Genomic DNA, 22,731 nt, shown 5'->3' on the forward strand with positions numbered 1-22,731 from the left:
GCCCCCGGCGGGCAGATCAGGGCGCACACGCGCCCCCGGCGGGCAGATCAGGGCGAACGCGCGCCCCCGGCGGGCAGATCAGGGCGCATGAAGGCCCGCCAACCGCCCTGATCTGCCCGCGCGCGGATCGCCTGCCGGCGAGGCGCTCCGCACGGCTTGACCTGATCCGACGACGGCGGCCCCGCACCTTTCGAAAGGCGCGGGGCCGCCGTAGTCGGATCTGCCCGCTGTTAGTGCTCTGCCATGCGTTCCTTCAGGCCCTCAAGCTCTGAGCGCAGGGCGTCGGGCAGGGAGTCACCGAATTTGGCGTACCACTCCTCGATGGAGGCGAGCTCGGTATCCCACTCCCCGCGGTCCACGCGGACGGCGTCTTCCACGTGGGCGTGCGTTAGGTCCAGGCCGCTGAGGTCCAGCGAGTTCCCGGCCGGCACGAAGCCGATGGGGGTCTCGACGGCGTCCGCCTTGCCTTCGATGCGCTCGATGGCCCACTTCAGGACGCGTGCGTTGTCGCCGAAACCGGGCCAGGCGAAGCCGCCGTCGGCCGTGCGCCGGAACCAGTTCACCAGGAAGATGTGCGGCAGGCGTTCCGGGTTGGCCTTGCCGGAGACACTGATCCAGTGCTTCAGGTAGTCGCCCGCGTCGTAGCCGATGAACGGCAGCATGGCCATCGGGTCGCGGCGCAGCACGCCGACCTGGCCGGCGGCAGCGGCCGTCGTCTCGGAGGAGAGCGTGGAGCCCATGAAGATGCCGTTGGTCCAGCTGCGGGCCTGGGTGACCAGCGGGATCGTGGTCTTGCGGCGTCCGCCGAAGAGGATCGCGGAGAGCTCCACGCCGTCGGGGCTGAAGTATTCCTCGGCCAGCATGTCGACCTGCGAGATCGGAGTGCAGAAGCGGGAATTCGGGTGGGCTGCGGGCTGGTCCGAGTCGGGAGTCCAGGAGTTGCCCTGCCAGTCGGTCAGGTGCGCGGGAACCTCGTCGGTCATGCCCTCCCACCAGACGCCGCCGTCGTCCGTCAGGGCGACGTTGGTGAAGATGCTGTGGCCCTTGGCGATGGCGCGCATGGCATTGGGGTTGGTGCCCCAGCCGGTGCCCGGGGCAACACCGAACAGGCCGGCCTCCGGGTTGGTGGCGCGCAGTTCGCCTTCCTTGCCGATCCGCATCCAGGTGATGTCGTCGCCGAGGGTTTCGACCTTCCAGCCCTCGATCGTCGGGTCCAGCAGGGCAAGGTTGGTCTTGCCGCAGGCCGACGGGAAGGCAGCGGAGATGTAGTAGTTCTTCTTCTCCGGCGAGGTCAGCTTGAGGATGAGCATGTGCTCGGCGAGCCAGCCCTCGTCCCGGGCCATCACAGAGGCGATGCGCAGGGCGTAACACTTCTTGCCCAGCAGCGCGTTGCCGCCGTAGCCGGAGCCGAAGGACCAGATGGAGCGCTCTTCAGGGAAATGCACGATCCACTTGTCCGGGTTGCAGGGCCAGACGACGTCGGCCTGGCCGGGGGCCAGCGGTGCGCCCAGGGAGTGCAGTGCGGGAACAAAGAACGCGTTGGTCGCGGTGATCTTGTCCAGGACCTCGGTGCCGATCGTGGCCATGATGCGCATGGAGGCGACAACATAGGCGCTGTCCGTAATCTCCACGCCAAATTTGGGGTCCTCGGCGTCAAGGTGGCCCATGACGAACGGGATGACGTACAGGGTGCGGCCGCGCATGGAGCCGCGGAACAGGCCGTGCAGCTTCTCCTTCATCTCCGCCGGAGCCATCCAGTTGTTGGTGAAGCCGGCATCGCGTTCCTTCTCGGAGCAGATGAAGGTCTGCTCTTCGACGCGGGCCACATCGGCGGGGTCGGAGAATGCCGCGAAGGACTTGGGGAACAGCTCCTCGTTCAGGCGGGTCAGAGTGCCCGCGGCAACGAGTTCATCCGTGAGCCGGGTGTTCTCTTCTTCGGAGCCGTCTACCCAGTGGATCCGCTCCGGCTGGGTCAGTTCAGCTACCTCTTCAACCCATGCCAGCAGGCCAGCATGTGTGGTGGGTGCTTTTTCAAGCAACGGCAGTCGCGCCAAATCTCCCATTACGGTTCCCTTCCTCGGGTTCAGTCGTGTGTCCTAAATGTAGGGCTAGATCACCCCCCGAAATCGGGGACAGATGTGGGATGTCCGGGGGCGTGGAAATCAAAAACCGCAGAAATACAAGGAATAGATGGTACGAAGTGGCCCTATTTTGTGACTAAGGTCACGTAGACCGGTCTAGTCGGCCAGATTACACCTGTTTCGATTTGTCACTACGGCCACACCTCGCGTAAAGTAATTCGAGGTTCGGGGGCAAGAAGTTCCAGGAACCGAAGATGCGCCCATAGCTCAGCTGGATAGAGCGCCTGTCTACGGAACAGGAGGCCGGGGGTTCGAATCCCTCTGGGCGCACAGAGAAAATGATCCGCACCGGTCCGCCGGTGCGGATCATTTGTTTAACGCCCGACGCCGGGTGGCCCCGGTGCGTCGCACCGTAGGGACTCCCCGGCGCGCCGCGACGGCGGGACGCCAAGGTGCGCCCTACGGTGCGACGGCCCGGCTGATCCGGAGCCGGATACCGTCGAAGTGGCCGTTGAGCCGCTGCGCCGCGAGAACCTTGTCGCCGGCCGAGACGGCGTCGTAGATCCCGCGGTGCAGGGCCGCTGTCTCCAGCAGATCGACGTCCTCGGCTCCGCCCAGCTCCACGTGGAGCCGCCGGTACACCTGCCAGAAGACACCCAGCAGGCTGACCAGCAGCGCGTTGTTCAGTGGCTCGAACAGCCGGCAGTGGAAGTCGGCGTCCGCTTCGACGAAGTTCGCCCCGGCGCCGGCCAGCCCCTCCATCCGGAGCACGGTTTCCTGGACCGCCGCCAGCTGCTCCGGGGTCATCAGGTCCATGGCGGCCGCAATCAGACCGGCCTCCAAGGCCTGCCGGACGTCCACCAGCTGCAGGGCCTCCTCTCCGTGATGCCGCAGCGACAACCGGCCCCGGAACGTGAGGCCGTCGGTGAGGGCGTCAAAATTGCTCGGCGCCACGAACATGCCGAAGCCGTGGCGGATCTCAATAACTCCCAGGGCTTGGAGCACCTTCAGCGATTCCCGCAGGGTGTTCCGGCCAACACCCAGCGCGGCGGAGAGCTCATGCTCGGTCGGCAGCGGATCCCCGGCATCCAGCTCACGCTCCAGGATCAGCTCCATTATGTCCGCCTGCAGTGCCCGGAGCCGGGCTTGCGCGCTGAACCTCGCCGGTGGCATGGGCCCGGCTCCGGTGACGCCCACCGCTCCCAGGCTCCGCGGGCCGCCCGCTCCATGGCCGCCCGCCCTGCCCGCGCCTCCGGCGGTCGCGTTTTCTTCCGACATGGCCCTGCCCTCCCCCAAGTATGTTCCCAACAGTAGCGGTGGTCCCACGTCCTGCAAAGGGCGTTCCTCACGGGTCTGCGGCCCTGCACCGGGCGTAGGCTTTTGCCATGACGGCACAGCTTGAACAAGAATTTGATGTCATTGTGATCGGTGGCGGCGCCGTGGGCGAAAACGTGGCGGACCGCGTCGTGCAGGGCGGGCTGACCGCAGTGATCATTGAGGCAGAACTGGTGGGCGGCGAGTGCTCCTACTGGGCCTGCATGCCCTCCAAGGCACTGCTGCGCCCCGGCACCGCCCTTCACGGCGCCCAGACCGTGCCCGGCGCCGAAGAAGCCATCACCCGGACCCTGGACACAGCCGCCGTCCTGAAACGCCGCGACTACTTCACGTCCAACTGGCAGGACGACGGCCAGGTCAAGTGGCTCCAGGACACCGGCATCGAGTTGATCCGCGGCCACGGCTGGATCACTGGCCCCCGAAAGGTTGAAGTCGCGGGTCTGGACGGCAACAGCTACGTGCTCTCGGCACGGCACGCCGTTGTGGTGGCCACCGGGTCCTCGCCCACGGTGCCGCCCGTCGAAGGATTGTCCGACGTGGACTACTGGACCACCCGGGAGGCGACTTCCGCGCATCAGATCCCGCGCCGGCTGGCGGTGCTGGGCGGCGGTGTCGCCGGCACCGAACTCGCCCAGGCCTTCGCCCGGCTGGGCTCCTCGGTGACCCTGGTGGCCCGCGGCGGCCTGCTGCGGGCCTTCCCGGAGGAGGCAGCCGCGCTGGTCGCCGCCGGGCTGCGGGCGGACGGCGTCAGCCTCCACCTGCACACCGGAACCGACAGCGTCCGCGAGAACGACGACGGCTCCCTCACCCTCGAGCTGGCGGGCGGCGGCGCCGTGACGGCGGACAAGCTCCTGGTCACCACCGGACGGCATCCCGCCCTCGAAGGGACCGGTCTGGAGAGCGTCGGACTCGCCGCCGCGGACGGCCGGGAACTGCGGCTCAGCACAGACTCCACCGGTCTGGTGTCGGGCGGCACCGGGAACGACGCCGAACCGTGGCTGTACGCCGCGGGCGACGCCGCCGGGAGGGTCATGCTGACCCATCAGGGCAAGTACGGTGCGCGGGCCACGGGTGACGCCATTGCCGCCCGGGCCAGGGGCGAGCTCGGCGGCGAGGCCGCGCCGTGGAGCCGGTACGCCCGGACCGCGGACGACCATGCGGTGCCCAATGTGGTGTTCACCGATCCGGAACTGGCCAATGTGGGACGGACCGTGCAGCAGGCGGAACGGGAGGGCTTCAGCGTCTCCTCCGTGGAACTGCCGATCCAGGTGGCCGGATCCTCACTGCATTCCGAACGGTACGAGGGCTGGGCGCAGCTGGTGGTCGACGAGGACCGGAAGGTGCTGCTGGGAGCCACCTTTGCCGGCCCGGATGTGGCCGAACTGCTGCACGCCGCCACGATCGCGATCGTCGGCGAGGTCCCGCTGGACCGGCTGTGGCACGCCGTGCCGGCCTATCCCACGATCAGCGAGGTCTGGCTGCGGCTGCTTGAGGAATACGGCCTCTGATCCGCAGAGGGGCGACTGCACGCTCTGATCCGCCGAGGTGTCACTTCGCGCCGATGTTTCGCCCAGACATCGGCGCCAAGTATGACCTCGGCGGGGCGCCCGGCTCTGATCCGCCGAAGTGTCACTTCGCGCCGATGTTTCCCGCGGACATCGGCGCGAAGTCTGACCTCGGCGGAACGATTCGGCGGCAACGATTCGCCCGGCCGGCCCCGCAACTGTTTAATCACACTTCCCTGATCGTATTTGAACTGACCGGTCAGTTCGGTTAGCCTTGGTGTAGACATTTTTCTGCGAAAGGCTCCCCTTGCTCCGCGTGCACCAACTCTCCGTGAACGGCAGACGGGACGTGCTGCTTCCGGCCACGTCCCTTCAGGTCCGGCGCGGCGAACTCCTGCTGGTTTCGGCCAGCCGCCAGGACCAGCGCACCGCCCTGGCCCTGGCCCTGACCGGACGCCTCAAGCCCTCCGGCGGCCACTTCGAATGGGACGGCGCGGAGTGGGACGGCGGGGCCCGCATCAGGACCCTGCGGCAGGCGAGTGCCGTGGTGGACTCCCCCGGAGTTAACGAACCCGAGCAGCACCTCAGCGTCCGTGACCTCGTCACCGAGGACCTGGCCCTGGTCCCGCGCCGTTACCGGGGCTCACTGCTCAGCAAACCCTGGCTCAAGGTCAACCGCTTCGAGGACGTCGCCGGGCTGTGGACCGAACAGCTGCCTCCGGCACGCCGGATCGGGCTGCTCACGGCCCTGGCCCTGGCGAATCCGCACACCGATCTGCTCGTCGTGGACTCACCGGACCGCCACGGGGACCCGGAGGACTGGCTGCCGCGGCTGGAGGAGCTGGCCTACGACGCCGGACGTCCGCTCGCCGTCGTCGCCACCGTTATCCGCGTCCCGGACCGCTGGACCGGGCCGGTCGCAGCGATCGGCAACGCGTGCCCCGCCGCCGGCCGGGACCCTTCCCTGGACGTTCCTGCAACGTCCGGCACCCTCGGAATGGTCGGCGCACTCGACTTGGAGGACGCACAGTGACGGTGCTGCGGCTGGCCCGCTCCGAACTCAAGCGCATGACAGGCGGACTGCTGCCCAAACTCACCATCCTGGCGCTGACCATGGTGCCCCTGCTCTACGGCGCCGTCTACCTCTACGCCAACTGGGATCCCTACGGAAACCTCAACCAGATCGATGCGGCCCTCGTGGTGGAGGACACCGGTGCCACGTCCGCCGACGGCACCCGGCTCGAGGCCGGCCGGAAGGTCGCCGAGAGCCTCGCGGACGGGCACGTCTTCAACTGGCAGACCGTCTCCGGCACGGAGGAGGCGGACCAGGGCGTGAGCACCGGCAAGTACGCCTTCGCCCTGAAGATTCCGCGGGACTTCTCGGCGAACCTGGTCTCTCCCGGCAGCTTCGACGCCGCCAACCAGGCCATGCTCAACGTCACCACCAACGATGCGAACAACTACCTGCTGAGCACCATCGTGGACAAGCTCACCACCGCCGTGCACACCACGGTGGCCGCCGAGGTCGGCGAGGAAACCGCCAACCAGCTCCTCACCGGCTTCGGGACCATCCACACCCAGATGCTCAAGGCTTCCGACGGCGCAGGGCAGCTCGCCGGCGGCGTCGCCGGCCTGCACGACGGCACGGTCACCCTCCACCAGGGCACGGGCGGGCTCCGGACCGGCACGGCGGAGCTCTACGCCGGCCAGCTCAAGCTCCGGGACGGCGCCAACTCCCTGAATTCGGGGGCGGCCCAGCTCAGCGGCGGACTGTCCCAGCTCAAGGACAAAACCGCCACGCTGCCTGCCGATACCCGGGCACTCGCGGACGGCGCCGCCCGGGTATCGGCCGGCAACGCCGCGCTCGGGGCCAAGGTCCAGGGCCTGGCCGGCCAGCTGGCCGCCTCCGAAAAGGCAGCCGCACAGGCAACCGCCCAGGCAGAACGCAGCCGGGTGGCCGCGTCCAACAGCCGGCTCGTGGCAGCGGGGGCCCTCACGCCGGCTCAGGCGGAGGCCATCCTCGCGGACTTCGATGCCCACCCGGCCCCGCCGGCCCCGCCCGGGCCCGCGGGGCCCGCGGGGCCCGCGGCGACCCTCACTGCCGCAGCTGCGCAGATCCAGCAACTGGCGGACGGGTCCGCCGCGGTCAGCGCGGGGGCAACGAAGCTGGCGGCGGCCACCCCCGCCCTCGGCGGCGCCATCACCCAGGCATCCACCGGGGCGGACCAGCTGGCCAGCGGCGCCGCCACCCTCGCCGCCGGTCAGCAGGGCGCCCTCGACGGTGCCGCGAAGCTCTCCGAGGGCGCGCAAAAGCTCGACGACGGCGCGGCGAAGCTGGAAAGCGGGGCGGCCACGGCCTCCGACGGCGCCGGGACCCTCGCGGCCGAACTCGCCCGGGGCGCCGGCCAGGTCCCCAACCCCACCGACACCCAGAAGGACAGCCTTGCCAAGGTGATGGCCGATCCGGTCGCCGTCAGCAACGTCTCGCAGGCCAAGGCCGGCTCCTACGGCGCGGGCCTCGCACCGTTCTTCCTCACCCTGGCCCTGTGGATCGGCGTCTTTATGCTGATCCAGGCGATGCGGCCAGTCACCCAGCGGGCTCTGGCGTCGAACGCCCCGGCGTGGAAAATCGCCGTCGGCGGGTGGCTGCCGTTCCTGGCCGTCTCGGCGGTCCAGGCGAGCCTGCTGACCCTGGTGGTCGATGTGGGCCTGGGCCTCAGCCCCGCCCACCCCTGGCTGATGTGGTTCCTGATGCTGGCTGCCGCGATGGCGTTCAGCGCGATCATCCAGGGCGTCGTGGCGTTGCTCGGCTCCCCCGGCAAGCTCGTGGTGCTCATCCTGCTGGTGCTGCAGCTGGTCTCCTCGGGGGGCACCTTCCCCTGGCAGACCACGCCCCAGCCGCTCCACGTCGTGCACCAGCTCCTGCCGATGGGGTACGTCGTCAACGGCATGCGGCACCTGATCTACGGCGCTGACCTGGCAGTCATCCTGCCCACGATGCTGGGGCTGCTTGGCTACACTTTGCTGGGCACGGCCCTGTCCACCCTGGCCGTAAGGAAGCACAAGTACTGGACCTTGAAGACCCTGAAACCGGAGATCGCCGTATGAGCAGCCGCACGGACAGCAGCATGGCGCCTTCCGTCGGGGCAGCGCCATCCGGGGTCAGGGCCCCTTCCGGCGCCGCGGCGCCGTCCGGGGGCAGGGCGGCTTCCGCGGTTCCCGCCCAAAGCACGGGGACCGCGAAAAAGCTCCGGCCGGCCCGCACCAACGCGACCAGGCAGAAGCTGTTCGAGGCCTCGATGGACCTAATTGGCGAGCGCGGAGTGGCAGGGGTGACAGTCGATGAGATCGCGGCGGCGGCCGGGGTCTCCAAGGGCACCGTGTACTACAACTTCGGCAGCAAGTCGGACCTGATCGCCCAGCTGCTGCGCCACGGCGTGGACATCCTGCTGGCACGGCTGCTGAGCGTCAGTGACGATTCGGCCGACCCTCTGGCGGCGATGGACGAGATGATCGGCCAGGCGATGGACTTCATGGATGAATACCCGTCCTTTGCCCGGCTGTGGGTCAGCGAGAACTGGCGGACCCCCAGCGAGTGGCAGGAGACCTTCACCGAGCTCCGGGAACGGCTGTTCACCGTGGTCCGCGCAGCGATCGATGCGGTGGCCGCCGTCTACCCGGTGGATCCGGCGGTGTCCCGGGGCAGCCTGGAGACGGCCATCTTCGGGGCCTGCTTCGTGGTGGGCCTGGACCGGCAGACCTACAACCCGGAGCGGACCCGCGAGCAAAGTGTCACCGCGATCATGGCGTCCATGCGCGGCTACGTCAGGAAGTAGTCCCTCTCGGGGATGATTGACCACATGGGTCACATGGGTCACAACACCAAGATCGCCATCGGCGCGTTTTTCGCCGCACTGGGGCTGTTGGCGCTGGCCGGCATCACCCTCCACGAAACCGTGTTCCTGTGGTTCCTGGCGGCCTGCGCGGCGGCCTACGTCGCCTGCGTCTCCGAGGTGATTATCCGCCGCCGGCACCGGACCCTGGCAGCCAGCGGGATCGGGAGCATCCTGTTTATTGCGTTCAGCATCGCCTTCCTGCGGCAGTGGGGACTGGCCTTCACCACCGATCCGGACGCGATGTCGACGCCGGTGGATTCCGAGCACCCGGACCTGTACTTCTACCTCGCGGCAGCCGCCGGCGCCGCCACCCTGCTGCTGCTGGTGGCCGGCACCGTCCTTCCCGGCAGGAACCGGCGTCCGCGCGCCGCCGGACATGCACCGCGGCGGCGACCGGCGTCAGGCGCGAGGGGTCCGGCGTCCCGGCCGGCACCCGCCCGGCGCGCACCGTCCAGGACCGCACCAACCCGGACGGCACCGTCCCGGACCGCACCAACCCGGACCGCTGCCCCTCGTCCGGCGCCCAGGTCCGCGGCCGGAACCAGGACCGGAACGAAGGCCCAGGCCGCCAAGCCTCAGCCGGCCCGGGTTCCCGCCCCTCGGCCGGCATCCCCCGGCCTCCCCCGGCCGGCGTCTTCGGCCGGGGGAACCGCCGCGGCCAGGTCCCCCACCCAGTCCCCTGCCACATCCTCGGCGAGGACCTCGGCACGGACCTCGCCCGGCCGCTGAGCGCGCGGACGCGACTCCCGCCGTCGGAGCTTCCAGGGGCGCAGCACCGCTGTCGCCACGCCGGCGAGCAGCAGGAGCCCGCCGGTCACCTCGGCGGCGGTCGGCACCTCGCCCAGGACGAGCCACGCCGTCGTCATCCCGACCACCGGAACCAGGAGGGTGAACGGGACCACCGCGGAGGACGGGTACAGCCCCAGCAGCCTGTTCCAGACGCCGTAGCCCACCAGGGAACCGAAGACGGCGGTGTACAGGGCACTCACCAGGGTGACGGGCTGAACTTCCAGCAGGGCCGTCGACACGGTCCCCGGCCCGTCCACCAGCAACGACAAGCCCAGCAGGGGCAGCGGCACCACGGCCCCCGACCACACCACGAGTCCCAGCCCGGACGCCGCCTTCGCCTTGCGGGCCACGATGTTGCCGGCGGCCCAGGACAGCGCCGCGGCGAGCACGATCATCAGCGGCAGCACCGGGGCGACCAGGCTGCGGCCGATGGCCACCACGGCGAGTCCGGCCACGCCCAAGACCACACCGGCGAACTGCCGCCGGCTCGGCCGCTCGCCGAGGAAACCGGCGGCCAGGAGCACGGTCAGCAGCACCTGCGCCTGCAGGACCAGCGAGGCCAGGCCCGCGGGCATGCCCAGCGCCATGGCCAGGTACAGGAGGCCGAACTGTCCGGCGCTCATGAACAGCCCGACGCCGATGATCGCCTTCCAGCTCACCTCGGGCTTGCGGATGAAGAAGATGCAGGGAAAGACCACCAGGGTGAACCGCATGGCGACGAAGAGCAGCGGCGGCATCTCCGCTCCGTCCGGGTGCAGGCCGAGGTCGATCGCGACGAAGTTGACGCCCCACAGGACGGCGACGAGCAGGGCCAGAGCGGAATGACGAGGGTTCACCCTGCCACTATGCCGGTTCCGTCCGGCGCCGGGGCCGGATCGGGCCTGCGGGCCGGAGATTAAGTGCGGTGTGAATGGTTAGAGGTTCCGGGGGTTGTCACCGCGGGGCTCGTCGGTGCGGACCGGTTCTCGGGGTGCAGTCCCGGGGGGAACCTGGCTGCCGGGGGCCTGACCGCCGCCTGTGGTGCTACCCGGAGTGCCGCCCGGAGTGGCGGCCTGTTCGGCGGTGGAAGGGTTCCGGTCACTGCGGTCCCGGCGCAGCTCCTCGGTGCCGGCGGCTTCCCGGGGCGCCTGGTCCCGGCTCTGGGCATCGCGTTCGGTGGTGACGACGTCGGGGTCCAGCTCGTCAGCCTTTCGCAGCTGGTCCTGCGCGCCGGCGCGGACCTTCTCGGCCTCTTGCTGCCGTGCGCTGGCTTCCTCCCTGAGCCGTTCGGCCTCGACCTCTGCCTGCTTGGCGTCCGCTTCGGCCCGGGCAGCCTGCGCCTCGCGCTCCCTGGCGCCGATCTCTTCGGTCCTGGCCTCTTCACGCATTTCCACCGCCTTGTTGCGGTTCGCCTCCACCTTGCGCTTGCGGCTGAGCATGGTTACCACCACGACGATCGCGATCACCACAACGACGCCGATGATGATCCCTATGAGCTGTCCTGAATCCACGATGATTCCCCTTATTCTCCCGATCGGCATAAGTCCACGAGTAAACAGCATCAGTAAACCGCAGAATCACCTGCATGACCATGGAACCGGGAAACGGACAATGCGCGCCGGGCCGTGGCGCTATTTGGCCCGGGGAACCTTGAAGTGCGTGAGCCTTGCGTCCTGGCCGTCCAGCTCGTCCCAGGACTTCTCCGTCTCCATGACGGTCAGCGCGCTCGTGGGCCACCGCGTGGCGGCGTCCATGTAGGCGTCGTGGTTGGAATCGCGGGAGGCAAGGTGCATGGCGAGGTCCTGCACCCCGGGCATGTGCGAGATCACCATGAGGGTGGTCACGGTGTCCGGGACGTGGTTAATGACGGTCAGCATCCGCTTCGCCGAGGCCGCGTAGAGCCCGTCCTCGAGTTTCGGCGTCGGAGCCTTGTCGCCGAGTTCACTGCACACCCAGGTGCACGTCTGCCGGGTGCGCAGGGCGCTGGAGCAGAGGATGAAGTCGGGGACCACACCATGCTTCAACAGCCATTTTCCGGCCTGCGGGGCATCGCGGTGGCCGCGCTCTTCGAGCGGCCGGTCGTGATCCGCGACGCCGCCGGGCCAATCCGACTTGGCATGCCGCATGATCACCAGCCGTTTGATGTGATGCGCGCTCATGGATCAATCCTAGTGGGGCGGCTGATCCCCGAGCACGCATCCCGCCAGCGCCCGCTTAGTCATCAAGGACAAACGTTACTTCCAGCACAACGTGCCAGGCCACGACGGCGCCGTCGCTGATTTCAACCTTCTGTTCCTTCACCCACGCCCCCGTGACATTGCGCAAGGTCTTGTTCGCCCGGTCGACGCCCTCCTTGATGGCTGCATCAAACGAGGTCTTGGAGTTCGCGCTCAGGGTAGTAATCCGTGCAACAGACATGTCTTCCTCCCAATAATCGGCTCAACGGGTCCGAGACTACGCCCCACCACCGAAACGCAAAAGAGTCCAACAGCCACTCGTGAAGCTTCCGGAGACAGCAAAGCGCCCGCCCCAGTTCAGGGACGGGCGCTTTGCTGGCCTAAGCCTAGATCGAGTATTCCGGAGCGGCCCAGACAACAACTTCGGGGTGCTCGTAGAAGCGGTAGCCCTGGCCGCGGACCGTCCGCACGGTGTTGGCGAGGCGGCCGAGCTTGGAGCGCAGGCGGCGGATGTGCACGTCGATGGTCCGCTCGTTGGGCACCTCTTCGGCATTGCGCCACAGGCCCTCTAGCAGCTCGTCGCGGCCCACGGTGCGGGTGCCGTTCTCGACGAGGTAGTTGAGGAGTTCGAACTCCTTGAACGTGAGGTTCAGGGATTCGCCGTCGAGCGCCACCTCGCGGCGGGCAAGGTCGATCAGCACGCCGGAAGGACGCGGTTCCTGCGGCTGCTGCAGGCGGGCGGCGTCGGACCGCTGGCGGGCGCCGACAGTGGGGTCACCGAAGGTGGAACGGACGACGTCGAGCGCGGAGCCCGGGGCGCTGGCCGGGGCGACGGCGACGGCAGCGTAGCTTTCGGCGCCGGAGACCAGCGACTGGGCGTAGGCCCGGATTTCCTGGGCCAGTTTGGCAATGGACGTCCCGGCGGCCGCGGCCGTTTCCTCGTCGATCCCCATGTAAAGGACGAATCCGCGGGCGACGTTGTCGTTCGGGACGGGACGGACGGGGCTGCCGTCGCCCGGGGCAATCACAGGAGTCGGGGCCGTGGCCGGTGCCGGCGGGACAGCGCGGAGCTGTCCGTAGGAGTTGGGGTTGTAGCCCTGCGGGGCATAGCCCGGGGCGGGGAAGCTGTTGCCGGATCCGGCGGGGGCGAAGGATGCCCGGCCGCCGAAGCCCTGGCGGATACCGGAGGCCTGGCCGGCCTTGCTGGCGTTTCGGACGGAGATGTGGACGTATCCGGATGCAACTGACATGGATTGCTTACCTCAATGTGAATGGCCGTCATCGCGGCTCGAATGCTGTTTGTCCCCGCAATGAAAACTGGGGAGGGCGCCCGACGCTGGGCTGGGGGCGAATGCCTAGAAACCTTTGGGGTGTAAAAGTTAGGCGTGCATTCGACAACAGGGCTTCTCGGTATCAGCTGGTGCGCTGATCCAGGAAACTGCGGCTGCAGGTGCTGTTGAGTTCTTGTTCACAATTGAAGTGTGCAACGTAACAATGAAAACTTGCAAGTAACAATGGACGCGGAAGTCCACGATATGAGACATAACGCGGGAATGTAGTGCAGATCACAATTCTCCGCCGTCAATAAAATAACAAGCATACTGGTCAGTGCATGCAGATTTTGCCCTTCTCGCCGAACTTAATTCGAACCGACCCTCCGGTTGGCCGGAATCATTCACGGTAAGCCGGGCCGAGCAAACCCTTCGCCTACTTATCATTGGAAGTCCAGCGTTCCACAGAGTGGTCACCCCGGGGCAACGAAAAGTGCCGCCCTGCCGGCCGCCCCCGGGGATGTCCAGCTCGCTAGGCTGGGATTCACAGGCGCCACACAGGGTCCCCAAAGCCGCACCTAACCGGCAGAACGGAGAGTTGTCCCATGGCCACTTCGCACTCCATGACCAATAACCTGCCCCAGCTCACCCATCCGGATGGCTCCCCCATCCGCGCACTGGTCGTGGACGACGAGCCCAGCCTCTCCGAGCTCATGAGCATGGGGCTGCGCATGGCGGGATGGTCGGTTGCCGTCGCCGCCGACGGCCCCGAAGCGTTGAAGCTTGCCAAGGAATTCCGCCCCGACGTGCTGGTGCTCGACGTGATGCTCCCCGGATTCGACGGCGTCGAGCTGCTGGGCAGGATCCGCGGCTTCGCACCGGAAGTGCCGGCCTTGTTCCTGACAGCGAAGGACGCTGTCCCGGACCGCATCACCGGGCTGGCCGCGGGCGGGGACGACTACGTAACCAAGCCCTTCAGCATGGAGGAAGTGCTGCTGCGGCTGCACCGGCTGGTCCAGCGCTCCGGAGTGGCTGCGATGGATACGGCCGAACTCGTCGTCGGTGACCTGGTCCTGAACATCGACACGAGAGAGGTCCGGCGCGCGGGCGAGGAACTGCACCTCACGGCCACCCAGTTCGAGTTGCTGCGCTATCTCATGGAGAACCCGAAGCGGGTAGTCAGCAAGGCCCAGATCCTGGACCGGGTCTGGGACTACGACTTCGGCGGGCAGGCAAACATCGTGGAGCTCTACATTTCCTACCTCCGCAAGAAGGTCGACGCTAACCGCCTACCCATGATCCACACGGTGCGGGGCGCCGGTTACGTCCTGAAACCGGCGGACTGAACCGTGCCTAAACGCTCCGCCAGGATCCGGCCCTCGGGGCTCAACTGGCGCCACCCGTCCACCTGGCACCTCCGCACCCGGCTTGTCCTCGTCACCATGGCCCTGCTCGTGGCGATCTGCGGGGCCGTCGGTATCGTCAGCTATGCCTCGATGGACTTCTTCCTGGCCAGGCAGCTCGACACCCAGCTGGAGCAGGCCGCGGTCCGCGCCCGCGAGTTCGGCCGTCCCGGCCGCGCCGACCCCCTCGAGGCGCGGGGACAGGCCATCGGCACCCTCAACGCGAGAATCGAAAACGATTCAGTCCGCAGCGCCGGTTTCCTCGCCGGGGATGCCACCCGGAAATCCCTCACCGGCGAAGACGACGAGGCGCTTCTGGGGCTCACCCCGTGGGGCGAGCCGGTGGACCGGACCCTGTCCGCCGGAGCCTACCGGCTGGTCGCCGCCGGGGCCCCGGGCGGCGACGTGATCGTGACCGGCCTCCCGCTCGCAGAGAAGCAGAACACCCTGGCCACCATGGTCTGGACCATGGTGGTCGTCTCCGCGGGCGGACTCCTGGTCATCGGACTGGCCGGGACGGCACTGATCCGCCGGACCATGAAACCGCTCGATCAGCTCTCCGAGGTGGCGACGCAGGTCTCCCGGCTGCCGCTCGACGCCGGAGAAGTGGGGCTTGCCGTTCGCGTGCCGGCGTCCGCAGCGCATCCGGGCACCGAAGTGGGAAGTGTTGGCCATGCCCTGAACATGATGCTGGATAACGTCTCCAATGCCCTGGAAGCCCGGCAGACAAGCGAGATGAAGGTCCGCCAGTTCGTCGCGGATGCCTCGCATGAGCTGCGTACGCCCCTGACCGCCATCCGCGGCTACACCGAGTTGATGCGAATGACCGAACACTTCACCCCTGACGGCCAGAGGTCCCTGGCCCGGGTGCAGAGCCAGTCCGAACGCATGACCGCCCTGGTGGAGGACCTGCTTCTGCTCGCCCGACTGGATGAGGGCCAGCCGCTCAGGCTCAGCGAGGTGGACCTCACCCAACTGGCCATCGAGACGGTCAGCGACGAGAAGGTCATGGCCCCGGACCGGGTCTGGCGCCTGGAGCTCCCGGCAGAGCCTGTGGTGGTCCGCGGTGACGCGCCCCAACTGCATCAGGTGCTGGCCAACCTGCTGTCCAACGCGCGCAAACACACCGGCCCCGGCACCACGGTGGTGACCGGCGTGAAGCGGTCCGCAGACGGACATGCCGTGGTGACCGTGACGGACAACGGCCCCGGGATTGCTCCCGAGTTCGTGGACCGGGTCTTTGCACGCTTCACACGCGCGGACGCTTCCCGCAGGAATCCGGCAGCCCTCGCGACGCCGGCAACCGGCAGGGGGTCCCTTCCGCGGCGTCCGCTACACCCAGAGCGGTCGTCCGAGGCAGCCGCCGGAGTCGCCGTAGTCGCCACCACAACGGCCCCCGCTCCGAGCGCTTCCGCCGAGGGAACCAGCGGGCTGGGCCTGTCGATCGTGCAGTCGATTGTCGGCGCCCATGGCGGGACCGTCAGTGTGACCTCCGTGCCCGGACGGACCGAGTTCACCGTTCGGCTGCCGGAGGCTCCGCCCGCGGCCTGACTAACGATAGTCGCCGTTCAGAGCGCAAGCCGACCCGCCGCGGCCGGGACTCCTGTTACCGAAATGTGACTTCGCCTTCCAACTCCTGTACGGTTTCTAGGGTGCGGCCATCTCTAGGGCCGCATATCCGGATGTACGCCAAGCTCTGCCGCCTCCCGGATTCCGCTGGACAGGCAGAGGCGGGGGACCCAGAGTTCCCGGGCATTTTTGCGCATTGCGCCCTTGGGGTGAAGCCGACACGTGAGTTTCCGTGCGGCCGGGTGACCTCACCCGAACCCGACAGCTAACTCCGCAGGCGTTGAGAGGCATTCATGACTGAATCCAAGGCCCAACCGCGCCCTGACGGCACCGCAAACTCCACCAGCTCCAAGCTGTCGCGCCACCGCGCCGCCGGACCGGCGAAGCCGGCATCAGCGCTGGCACGGCTGGCCCGCCACGCCGGCTCGACCGGACGCCGGGCAGCCGTTGTTGTTGCCGCCTGCGCGGTGCTCGTGGGGGCCGGCGCGGCCGGCCAGGCGTCCGAGACGGCCGCCCGCCATGCCGACGCGGTCAGTGCCACGCAGGCAGCCGCCACGGCGGATCCGCTGACGCACCTTGATTTTGAACGCGTCCGGGTCGAGAACCAGGCCGCCACCCGCACGGAAGCTCCGGCCCCGCCGGCCGCGGTGGCTCCTGCCGAAGCACCCGCGCCTGCACCGCCCGCTGCACCGCCGGCTGCCCCGGCCCCCGCACCGGCGCCTGCCCCGGCACCCGCGCCTGCACCGGCCCCCGTTGCCGTCAATGATCCTGCCGGCGCCCAGGCGTTCGCGGCTGGCCAGCTGGGATCCTATGGCTGGGCCCCGAGCCAGATGCCCTGCCTGATGAAGCTCTGGACCAAGGAATCGGACTGGAAAACGACCGCCACGAACCCGAGCAGCGGTGCCTACGGCGTGGTCCAGTCGCTGCCGGCCGAGAAGATGGCCAGCGCGGGCGCCGACTACCGGACCAACTACCGGACCCAGATCAACTGGGGCCTGGAGTACGTCAAGGATCGCTACGGCTCACCGTGTGGTGCCCTGAACTTCCACCACGCCAACAACTGGTACTAAACACCCGGCCCGGCCAGACCAGCCTGCCTAGCCGGTGGGACGGTTGGGGATGTACTGCACCGCCCATTTGTTGCCGTCTGGGTCGGCGAAGTAGACAAAATGCCCCCAGTCCTGCGCGTCGACGTCACTGACGTCCACGCCGTGGTCCTTGAGCTGCCGGTGGGCGGACTGGATGTCGCTGACCACGAGCTGGAGGCTGGGGGCGGTGCCCGGCGGGGCGTCCGTGAGGCCTTCGCCAATGGCGATCGAGCAGCCGGAGCCCGGCGGGGTCAGCTGGACGAATCGGATGCCGTCCATGGGCCGCTCGTCGAAGTCGGCATGGAAGCCCACCTTGTTGACGTAGAAATCCTTAGCGCGGTCCACGTCGGACACGGGAACATAAACAAGTTCTAGTTTCCAGTCCATGGGCTCAGGGTAGTACCGGGCGGTGCAATCGGGTAGGCCGGCCCGCTTACGCGGAGCCTGCCTCTGGACCCGCCCGCGAGGGCGGGTCCAACGCCGGCCGGCTGGGTCAGCCGGCCACGCCGTAGAGGCGGTCGCCCGCGTCGCCCAGGCCCGGCACGATGTAGGACTTCTCGTTGAGCTTCTCATCGATCGAGGCGAGCACAATCGTCACGTTGGCGTCCGCGAGCTCTTCTTCCAGCTTCGCGAGGCCTTCCGGGGCGGCGAGCAGGCAGATGCAGGTGACGTCGGAAGCGCCGCGCTTGAACAGGAACTTGATGGCCTCGCGCAGCGTGCCGCCGGTGGCGAGCATGGGGTCCAGGACGAAGATCTGGCGGTCGGTGAGGTCCTCGGGCAGACGCTCCGCGTACGTGATGATGTCCAGCGTCTCTTCATCGCGGGCCATGCCCAGGAATCCGACCTCGGCCGTGGGGACCAGCTTGGTCATGCCCTCAAGCATGCCGAGCCCGGCACGGAGGATGGGGACCACCAGCGGCGTGGGCTTGGTGAAAGCCGTGCCGATGGTGGTGCTGACTGGCGTCTCAATGGTCACCGGCTCGGTGCGCACTTCACGGGTGGCCTCGTACGCCAGGAGCGTGACGAGTTCCTCGGTGAGCTGGCGGAAGACCGGGGACGGCGTGTTCTTGTCCCGCAGAACAGTGAGCTTATGGGCGACCAGCGGGTGGTCCACAACGAGAGTGCGCATGGGTCAAAACTATCACCCGGCGGCCGGGGGCCTTCCCGCGGGACCGGGGGCGCCGACGTCGTCCCCGTCCTCCGGGGCACCCCCGCCCGCACCCCCGCCCGCGGCACCGTCGCGCAGGTGCGCAGGGTGGTCGAACGTGGGCGCGGGACCGGCGTGCTCGCGGTGCCGGATCGCGTGGAAGAGCCGGTGCGCCAGGATCACGATGCCCACCCAGGCCAGGCCCAGCACCCACCCGATGATCACATCGGTCATCCAGTGGTGGCCCAGATAGACCCTGCTCATGCCCATCGCGAAGATGAAGGACCCGCCGGCCACTATCAGGCCGGCCCGGGCGGCGGTGCTCTGGATCTGCAGACAGGCGAGGTAGACCACGAGCCCGATCACCACCGTGGTGTTGAGCGTGTGGCCGCTCGGAAACGACGGGGAATTTTCGTAGGGCGGGACGGCGTCGGAGTGGTCCGGGCGGGCCCTGCCGATCAGTGTCTTGCCCAGCGAGGTGGCGGTCACGGAGACCGCTGCGGCGCCTCCGATCAGGATCAGCGGCCGCCAGGTCCGGCTGGTCCAGATGAGCCAGGCGGTGAGGATACTGGCAAGGATGGGCATCCCGATCCCGCCCCCGATGTTGGTGAATCCCGTGACGAAGGCATCGAGTCCGGGACTGCGGAGCTGTTCCATCATTCCCAGTGTGGGCTTGTCCAGGTTCGCCAGGCCTGCGTCGTCCACCACGTCGTCATAGACCTCGGCACTCAGCAGCGCCAGGACCACTACGACGACGCCGCCGATCAGCATGGTGACCCACAGCGCTGCGTAGGGCACCACCCATTTGCCCCACCGGCGCGCCCACCAGCTCAGTGTTCCGGTGTTCACGGTTTCTCCCGAATGTTGTTGCCGGGCAGCCTGCCTGCACAGCTTGCTCACCATCGAAACTATCATTGAGCAATGACTTCCCCCCAGCCCCGCCATGCCGAATGGATGGGTCTTGCCCTGACCGAGGCGCGTGCCGCGCTGGCCACGGCGGACGTGCCGATCGGCGCCGTCGTCATCGGACCCGACGGCACGGTGCTCGGGAGCGGGAGCAACGAACGGGAGGCCCTCGGGGACCCGACGGCGCACGCTGAGATGGTGGCCATCCGCGCGGCGGCTGCACGTCTGCAGGAATTCAGCGCCCGCGACGGGAGCGCCGGCGACGGCTGGCGGCTGGCGGACTGCACGCTGGTGGTGACCCTGGAGCCCTGCGCCATGTGCGCCGGGGCGGTGGTACTGGCCAGGATCCCACGGGTGGTGTTCGGCGCCTGGGACGAGAAGGCCGGGGCCGCCGGCTCCGTGTTCGACATCCTCCGCGAGCGCCGGCTCAACCACTGGGTGGAAGTGTACGGCGGCATCAGGGAGCAGGAATGCGCGGCGCTGCTGCAGGACTTCTTCGCCGGTCACCGCGGCGCCTGAGCCCTGGCCACCGCCGCTCGCCCGTGCCCGTGGCTTCCGGCGCTAACTGGCCGCGGCGGAGCCTGTCGCTGCGGCCGCCAGGTTGTTGATCCGTTTTTGCCGGGTGGCCGGTGAGTCGAGGCTGAAGGCCCGGAAGTCACCCAGGTCCTCGCGGATCCAGTCCTCGACTTCGGAGATCCGCCGGGTCACCGCCGGCGTGGGGCCATGGAACACCCAGGGCACGATCCGCTCCGTGCCCGGATCGTACTGCCACAGCCCGATGATCTGGCCCCGGTCGAAGATGGGATGGTCCGGGAGGTCCGCCTGCAACGCCAGCGAACCCAGCGTATTCGTGTGCCGGTCCTCCTCGGCCAGCAGTTCCGCGGCATTGCGCCGCAGCAGCGCGAGGGAGTCCGTTCCGGCGAGGAGCTGGATCTGCTCTTCGGCCGGCTCCTGGAACGCGGCGAGTTGTTCGACGTCGTCGGGCAGCATCCACAGCGTCTCCCCGGCGGCGGTGGGAACCTCCACCGCGGTGACGGCGGCCAGCGCCGCCTTGCTCTGGGCCACCGTGAAAGCGGTGAACCACTGCGACTGTTTGAAGGTGGCACCTCCGGTCCAGCCCAGGTAGCGGCGGACGAGTTCGGTGCGGGCCTGGTCGTCATCGAGCGGGCTGGACGGCAGGTTCCACAGTTCGTAGGCGTAGCGCTGCTGGTCCAGGCCGCCGTTGGCGGGGACCCGGCGGATCCGCCCCTGGGACTGCAGGATGCCCAGGGCCGTGGGCAGCGTGGTGGTGGCGCCCTTCTTCTTGCCTTCCTCGCCGAGGTTCCGCACGGATTCGCCGAGTTCCTCCTTGAGCTGCCGCGGATCCATCGGGACGGCGGCCTCGGCGAGCGTGTGCAGCACCTGCTCCTCCAGGAGGGTGATTTCGCCGCGGTCCACGCCGAGCCTGCCCACCACTTTGACGGTCGCCTCCGCGGCGTCAAGCCCGAGCCGCAGCGCCCAGGCGAAGTCGTCCCGGCCCAGAACGTAGGTGCAGCCGCGCGCCGTCGGGAGTTCGAGGATCCGGCGTGCCAGGACGTCGGCGTCCACCTGTTCACGGCGGATCCCGGCGCGGGCGAAAAGCGTCAGGTAGGGGTTGGCGCCGCCCACGGAACGGGCCCAGCCGGCGCGGGCGAACACCTGCTCGGCGGTGCAGCCGGCCAGCGAACCGTCCAGGCCCTGTTTGTGCCAGGCCCAGGCGCGGAGCCGCTCCGGGGTGAGGGTCCGGGCCGGCGGCGCGTTCGCCATCAGGGGCTGCGTGGTCAGGGGCTGCGGCGTCATGGGGTCATTGTCCACCCGCTGGCGCGGCAGGGGAATCTTCCGCGGGCGGCTTTTCCGGCGGCGCATCCCACGGGGCAGCCCACGGAGCAGCCCGGGGCTGCACGGCGGGGCGCTCCGGGTCCGGGTGATCCGGAACGGAATGCTGCGGGTCCAGGTGATCCTGAACGGAATGCTGCGGGTCCAGGGCTGCCAGCACGGCCCGTGCCGTGGCGTCCCAGCCGGGCAGACGGTCCCGGGCGTCAACCGCCGCGGCCCGCCAGCGGGTGCGGAGGCCGGGTTCGGACAGCCAGCGCCGCAGCGCGCGCGTGAGGGGCGCCGGATCTGCGCCGAGGGCGACGGCGGTTCCCGGCACGGCCGCTTCCGGAGTGCCGGCAGCGAGTGCCTCGACGGCGCCGGTGCAGGCCCGGACCACCACCGGCACCCCCCGTGCAATCGACTCCGTCACCACCAGCCCAAAGGTTTCGGCCCGCGAGATGAGCAGGCTGAGGTCGGCCGTGGCCCATTCCGCCTCCAGCGCCCCGCCCCGCAGCTCCCCCGGGATCCTGACGCGATCCTGCAGCCCCAGCCGGTTCACCGTGTCCCGGATGCGCGCGGCGTAGGCCGGATCCGCGGTGTCGGATCCGACCAGGGAAGCGGTCCACGGCAGGTCTGTCAGGTCCGACAGTGCGGCGAGGAGCAGCGACTGATCCTTGTTCGGCAGCAGGGCGGCCAGGGCCAGGAGGTGCGGCGGCTCCGATCCGGCGGCCAGTGCGGCAGGGTCACTGCCGGGCAGGGCGGTCCGGACACCGTCCGGCCCGTGCCTGGCCCGGACCCCGGCCGCCGCCGAAGTGCTGGTGCAGATCACCCCGGCCGCGGCCCGCAGCGCCCTGCGTTCCAGCCCGGCTTCGCCGTGCCCGGTGTCGTCGAGCGGCATGTGCAGCAGGATCCAGGCGGGCTGGCCGGCGGCCGTGGCCGCCGCCAGTTCCTCCGGCGCCCCGCAGGCGAGGAGCCCGTCGACGAGCGTGACCCGGCGATCGGCGGCGGAATGGTCGTTGGTGCCGCCGGCGTCGTCGACCCCGCCATCGACATGGTGGGCGGCGTCATGGTCGTTGGCGGCACCGCTGTCGCCGCCGCGCAGGAGGGCAGCCAAGCGCCGCCGGTCCTCCGGGCTGCCCACCGGCCAACCGCCGTCGAGCGGGCGGATGTCCACGTCCGCCCCCAGCGCGGCAAGCTCCCGGGCGAGGGCGGTGTTGTAGACGTTGCCGCCCGAGTTGTGGCGCACGTTGCCGGGCACCACGAGGCGGATGCGGAGCCCGGCCGGCTGCACCGTGTTCCCCGCCGGCGCGGTGTTCCCCGCCGGCGAGGTCTTCCCGGCTGGCACCGGAGTCCTAGCTGGCCTCGAAGTCGAGCGAGTAGCTGGCCCACGCGTCGGGCGTTTCGCGCAGCGTGACGTCCAGTCCGGCCAGCGTCCGGCCGTCCGCGCCGGTGCGGATCTTCGCCGCAACGGCGTCGGCGACGTACTGGGCCAGGGCCTCGGTGGTGCTGAGTTTGCCGGCGAAGTCCGGGTGCTCGTCCAGGTTTTTGAAGTTCAGGCCTTCGAGGATGGCATCCAGCACCTCGCCGGCCTCGCCGATGTCCAGGACGATCGAGTCGGCGTTCAGAGTCCGGCGGCGGAAGGTCACTTCCGTGACGAAGGTGGCGCCGTGCATGCCCTGGGCCGGGCCGAAGACCGGGCGCGGGAGGCTGTGGGCGATCATGAAGTTGCGGCGGACGGTCAGGTTGAACACA

The 22,731-nt window shown here is 68.9% G+C and carries 21 protein-coding genes, 1 tRNA gene and 1 riboswitch; of the genes, 9 read left to right on the forward strand and 13 right to left on the reverse strand.

Annotation, left to right across the window (positions count from 1 at the left end):
* Positions 1-230: 230 nt before the first annotated feature.
* Positions 231-2,063, reverse strand: a complete 1,833-nt coding sequence (locus QK291_RS00070) for a phosphoenolpyruvate carboxykinase (GTP) (RefSeq protein ID WP_282377934.1) — start codon at positions 2,061-2,063, stop codon at positions 231-233.
* Between the two features lie 274 nt (positions 2,064-2,337).
* Between QK291_RS00070 and QK291_RS00075 the strand changes: the two genes are divergently transcribed.
* A tRNA-Arg gene (locus QK291_RS00075) sits at positions 2,338-2,411 on the forward strand.
* 129 nt (positions 2,412-2,540) lie between these two features.
* Here QK291_RS00075 and QK291_RS00080 read toward each other — a convergent pair.
* Positions 2,541-3,254, reverse strand: coding sequence for an FCD domain-containing protein (locus tag QK291_RS00080; protein WP_282378881.1), 714 nt, complete (start codon positions 3,252-3,254; stop codon positions 2,541-2,543).
* Positions 3,255-3,466: 212 nt separating this feature from the next.
* Between QK291_RS00080 and QK291_RS00085 the strand changes: the two genes are divergently transcribed.
* The 4 genes from QK291_RS00085 to QK291_RS00100 all read left to right on the forward strand — a co-directional run bounded on the left by QK291_RS00085 (position 3,467) and on the right by QK291_RS00100 (position 8,757).
* Positions 3,467-4,924, forward strand: a complete 1,458-nt coding sequence (locus QK291_RS00085) for an NAD(P)/FAD-dependent oxidoreductase (protein WP_282377935.1) — start codon at positions 3,467-3,469, stop codon at positions 4,922-4,924.
* A gap of 304 nt (positions 4,925-5,228) precedes the next feature.
* The gene (locus QK291_RS00090; RefSeq protein ID WP_282377936.1) at positions 5,229-5,954 is read left to right on the forward strand and encodes an ABC transporter ATP-binding protein; all 726 of its coding nucleotides are present in this window, start codon (positions 5,229-5,231) and stop codon (positions 5,952-5,954) included.
* Positions 5,951-8,029, forward strand: a complete 2,079-nt coding sequence (locus tag QK291_RS00095; RefSeq protein WP_282377937.1) for a YhgE/Pip domain-containing protein — start codon at positions 5,951-5,953, stop codon at positions 8,027-8,029. The genes QK291_RS00090 and QK291_RS00095 overlap by 4 nt, the downstream gene beginning before the upstream one ends.
* Positions 8,026-8,757 (forward strand): TetR/AcrR family transcriptional regulator, encoded by a 732-nt coding sequence (locus QK291_RS00100; protein WP_282377938.1) that lies wholly within the window; start codon positions 8,026-8,028, stop codon positions 8,755-8,757. The genes QK291_RS00095 and QK291_RS00100 overlap by 4 nt, the downstream gene beginning before the upstream one ends.
* Positions 8,758-9,392: 635 nt before the next feature.
* Here the strand turns inward: QK291_RS00100 and QK291_RS00105 are convergent.
* From QK291_RS00105 to QK291_RS00125, 5 genes are all read right to left on the reverse strand, one after another.
* Positions 9,393-10,442 (reverse strand): EamA family transporter, encoded by a 1,050-nt coding sequence (locus QK291_RS00105; RefSeq protein WP_282377939.1) that lies wholly within the window; start codon positions 10,440-10,442, stop codon positions 9,393-9,395.
* A 78-nt stretch (positions 10,443-10,520) separates the two neighbouring features.
* Complete coding sequence (locus tag QK291_RS00110; RefSeq protein ID WP_282377940.1) at positions 10,521-11,096, reverse strand: hypothetical protein; 576 nt, start codon at positions 11,094-11,096, stop codon at positions 10,521-10,523.
* Between the two features lie 120 nt (positions 11,097-11,216).
* On the reverse strand, positions 11,217-11,744 hold the full coding sequence (locus tag QK291_RS00115) for a histidine phosphatase family protein (RefSeq protein ID WP_282377941.1): 528 nt from the start codon (positions 11,742-11,744) through the stop codon (positions 11,217-11,219).
* Between the two features lie 55 nt (positions 11,745-11,799).
* Positions 11,800-12,003, reverse strand: a complete 204-nt coding sequence (locus tag QK291_RS00120; protein ID WP_024366200.1) for a dodecin family protein — start codon at positions 12,001-12,003, stop codon at positions 11,800-11,802.
* A gap of 145 nt (positions 12,004-12,148) precedes the next feature.
* The gene (locus QK291_RS00125) at positions 12,149-13,012 is read right to left on the reverse strand and encodes a winged helix-turn-helix domain-containing protein (RefSeq protein WP_282377942.1); all 864 of its coding nucleotides are present in this window, start codon (positions 13,010-13,012) and stop codon (positions 12,149-12,151) included.
* Positions 13,013-13,638: 626 nt separating this feature from the next.
* Here QK291_RS00125 and QK291_RS00130 point away from each other — a divergent pair.
* The 3 genes from QK291_RS00130 to QK291_RS00140 all read left to right on the forward strand — a co-directional run bounded on the left by QK291_RS00130 (position 13,639) and on the right by QK291_RS00140 (position 17,075).
* Entirely contained in the window at positions 13,639-14,379 is a 741-nt protein-coding gene (locus QK291_RS00130; protein WP_282377943.1) for a response regulator transcription factor, read from the forward strand.
* A gap of 3 nt (positions 14,380-14,382) precedes the next feature.
* The gene (locus QK291_RS00135) at positions 14,383-15,987 is read left to right on the forward strand and encodes a HAMP domain-containing sensor histidine kinase (RefSeq protein ID WP_282377944.1); all 1,605 of its coding nucleotides are present in this window, start codon (positions 14,383-14,385) and stop codon (positions 15,985-15,987) included.
* A 126-nt stretch (positions 15,988-16,113) separates the two neighbouring features.
* Positions 16,114-16,297: riboswitch (cyclic di-AMP (ydaO/yuaA leader) on the forward strand.
* 1 nt (position 16,298) lies between these two features.
* Positions 16,299-17,075: a hypothetical protein gene (locus QK291_RS00140; RefSeq protein ID WP_282377945.1), complete on the forward strand. Its 777-nt coding sequence runs from the start codon at positions 16,299-16,301 to the stop codon at positions 17,073-17,075.
* A gap of 27 nt (positions 17,076-17,102) precedes the next feature.
* Here the strand turns inward: QK291_RS00140 and QK291_RS00145 are convergent, their stop codons facing one another.
* The 3 genes from QK291_RS00145 to QK291_RS00155 form a co-directional block, all read right to left on the reverse strand.
* Positions 17,103-17,480 carry a VOC family protein gene (locus QK291_RS00145; protein WP_282377946.1) on the reverse strand — a complete coding sequence of 126 codons (378 nt, stop codon included), beginning with the start codon at positions 17,478-17,480 and terminating at the stop codon, positions 17,103-17,105.
* Between the two features lie 106 nt (positions 17,481-17,586).
* Positions 17,587-18,222, reverse strand: a complete 636-nt coding sequence (gene upp, locus QK291_RS00150; protein WP_024366205.1) for a uracil phosphoribosyltransferase — start codon at positions 18,220-18,222, stop codon at positions 17,587-17,589.
* A 12-nt stretch (positions 18,223-18,234) separates the two neighbouring features.
* Positions 18,235-19,011 carry a phosphatase PAP2 family protein gene (locus tag QK291_RS00155; protein WP_282378883.1) on the reverse strand — a complete coding sequence of 259 codons (777 nt, stop codon included), beginning with the start codon at positions 19,009-19,011 and terminating at the stop codon, positions 18,235-18,237.
* Positions 19,012-19,161: 150 nt separating this feature from the next.
* Between QK291_RS00155 and QK291_RS00160 the strand changes: the two genes are divergently transcribed.
* Complete coding sequence (locus tag QK291_RS00160) at positions 19,162-19,665, forward strand: nucleoside deaminase (RefSeq protein ID WP_282377951.1); 504 nt, start codon at positions 19,162-19,164, stop codon at positions 19,663-19,665.
* Positions 19,666-19,707: 42 nt separating this feature from the next.
* Here the strand turns inward: QK291_RS00160 and QK291_RS00165 are convergent, their stop codons facing one another.
* From QK291_RS00165 to QK291_RS00175, 3 genes are read right to left on the reverse strand one after another with little or no spacing between them, the layout of a single operon-like run.
* Positions 19,708-20,964, reverse strand: a complete 1,257-nt coding sequence (locus QK291_RS00165; RefSeq protein ID WP_282377953.1) for a crosslink repair DNA glycosylase YcaQ family protein — start codon at positions 20,962-20,964, stop codon at positions 19,708-19,710.
* A gap of 4 nt (positions 20,965-20,968) precedes the next feature.
* Positions 20,969-22,324, reverse strand: coding sequence for a glycosyltransferase family 4 protein (locus tag QK291_RS00170; protein WP_348994538.1), 1,356 nt, complete (start codon positions 22,322-22,324; stop codon positions 20,969-20,971).
* Positions 22,325-22,331: 7 nt separating this feature from the next.
* A complete protein-coding gene (locus QK291_RS00175; RefSeq protein ID WP_282377955.1) occupies positions 22,332-22,730 on the reverse strand; it encodes a 6-carboxytetrahydropterin synthase in 399 nt (132 codons plus the stop codon).
* Position 22,731: the final 1 nt, after the last annotated feature.

It is taken from the genome of Arthrobacter sp. AL12 (genome assembly GCF_029960645.1).
Taxonomy (GTDB): domain Bacteria; phylum Actinomycetota; class Actinomycetes; order Actinomycetales; family Micrococcaceae; genus Arthrobacter.

Excerpts from the sequence above, each read along its gene's own strand:
- QK291_RS00100 (WP_282377938.1), top strand. The coding sequence starts at position 8,026 with ATGAGCAGCCGCACGGACAGCAGCATGGCGCCTTCCGTCGGGGCAGCG.
- upp (WP_024366205.1), bottom strand. The coding sequence starts at position 18,222 with ATGCGCACTCTCGTTGTGGACCACCCGCTGGTCGCCCATAAGCTCACT.
- QK291_RS00155 (WP_282378883.1), bottom strand. The coding sequence starts at position 19,011 with ATGCTGATCGGCGGCGTCGTCGTAGTGGTCCTGGCGCTGCTGAGTGCC.
- QK291_RS00080 (WP_282378881.1), bottom strand. The coding sequence starts at position 3,254 with ATGCCACCGGCGAGGTTCAGCGCGCAAGCCCGGCTCCGGGCACTGCAG.
- QK291_RS00140 (WP_282377945.1), top strand. The coding sequence starts at position 16,299 with ATGACTGAATCCAAGGCCCAACCGCGCCCTGACGGCACCGCAAACTCC.
- QK291_RS00120 (WP_024366200.1), bottom strand. The coding sequence starts at position 12,003 with ATGTCTGTTGCACGGATTACTACCCTGAGCGCGAACTCCAAGACCTCG.
- QK291_RS00085 (WP_282377935.1), top strand. The coding sequence starts at position 3,467 with ATGACGGCACAGCTTGAACAAGAATTTGATGTCATTGTGATCGGTGGC.
- QK291_RS00115 (WP_282377941.1), bottom strand. The coding sequence starts at position 11,744 with ATGAGCGCGCATCACATCAAACGGCTGGTGATCATGCGGCATGCCAAG.
- QK291_RS00160 (WP_282377951.1), top strand. The coding sequence starts at position 19,162 with ATGACTTCCCCCCAGCCCCGCCATGCCGAATGGATGGGTCTTGCCCTG.
- QK291_RS00070 (WP_282377934.1), bottom strand. The coding sequence starts at position 2,063 with ATGGGAGATTTGGCGCGACTGCCGTTGCTTGAAAAAGCACCCACCACA.
- QK291_RS00125 (WP_282377942.1), bottom strand. The coding sequence starts at position 13,012 with ATGTCAGTTGCATCCGGATACGTCCACATCTCCGTCCGAAACGCCAGC.
- QK291_RS00130 (WP_282377943.1), top strand. The coding sequence starts at position 13,639 with ATGGCCACTTCGCACTCCATGACCAATAACCTGCCCCAGCTCACCCAT.
- QK291_RS00145 (WP_282377946.1), bottom strand. The coding sequence starts at position 17,480 with ATGGACTGGAAACTAGAACTTGTTTATGTTCCCGTGTCCGACGTGGAC.
- QK291_RS00165 (WP_282377953.1), bottom strand. The coding sequence starts at position 20,964 with ATGACGCCGCAGCCCCTGACCACGCAGCCCCTGATGGCGAACGCGCCG.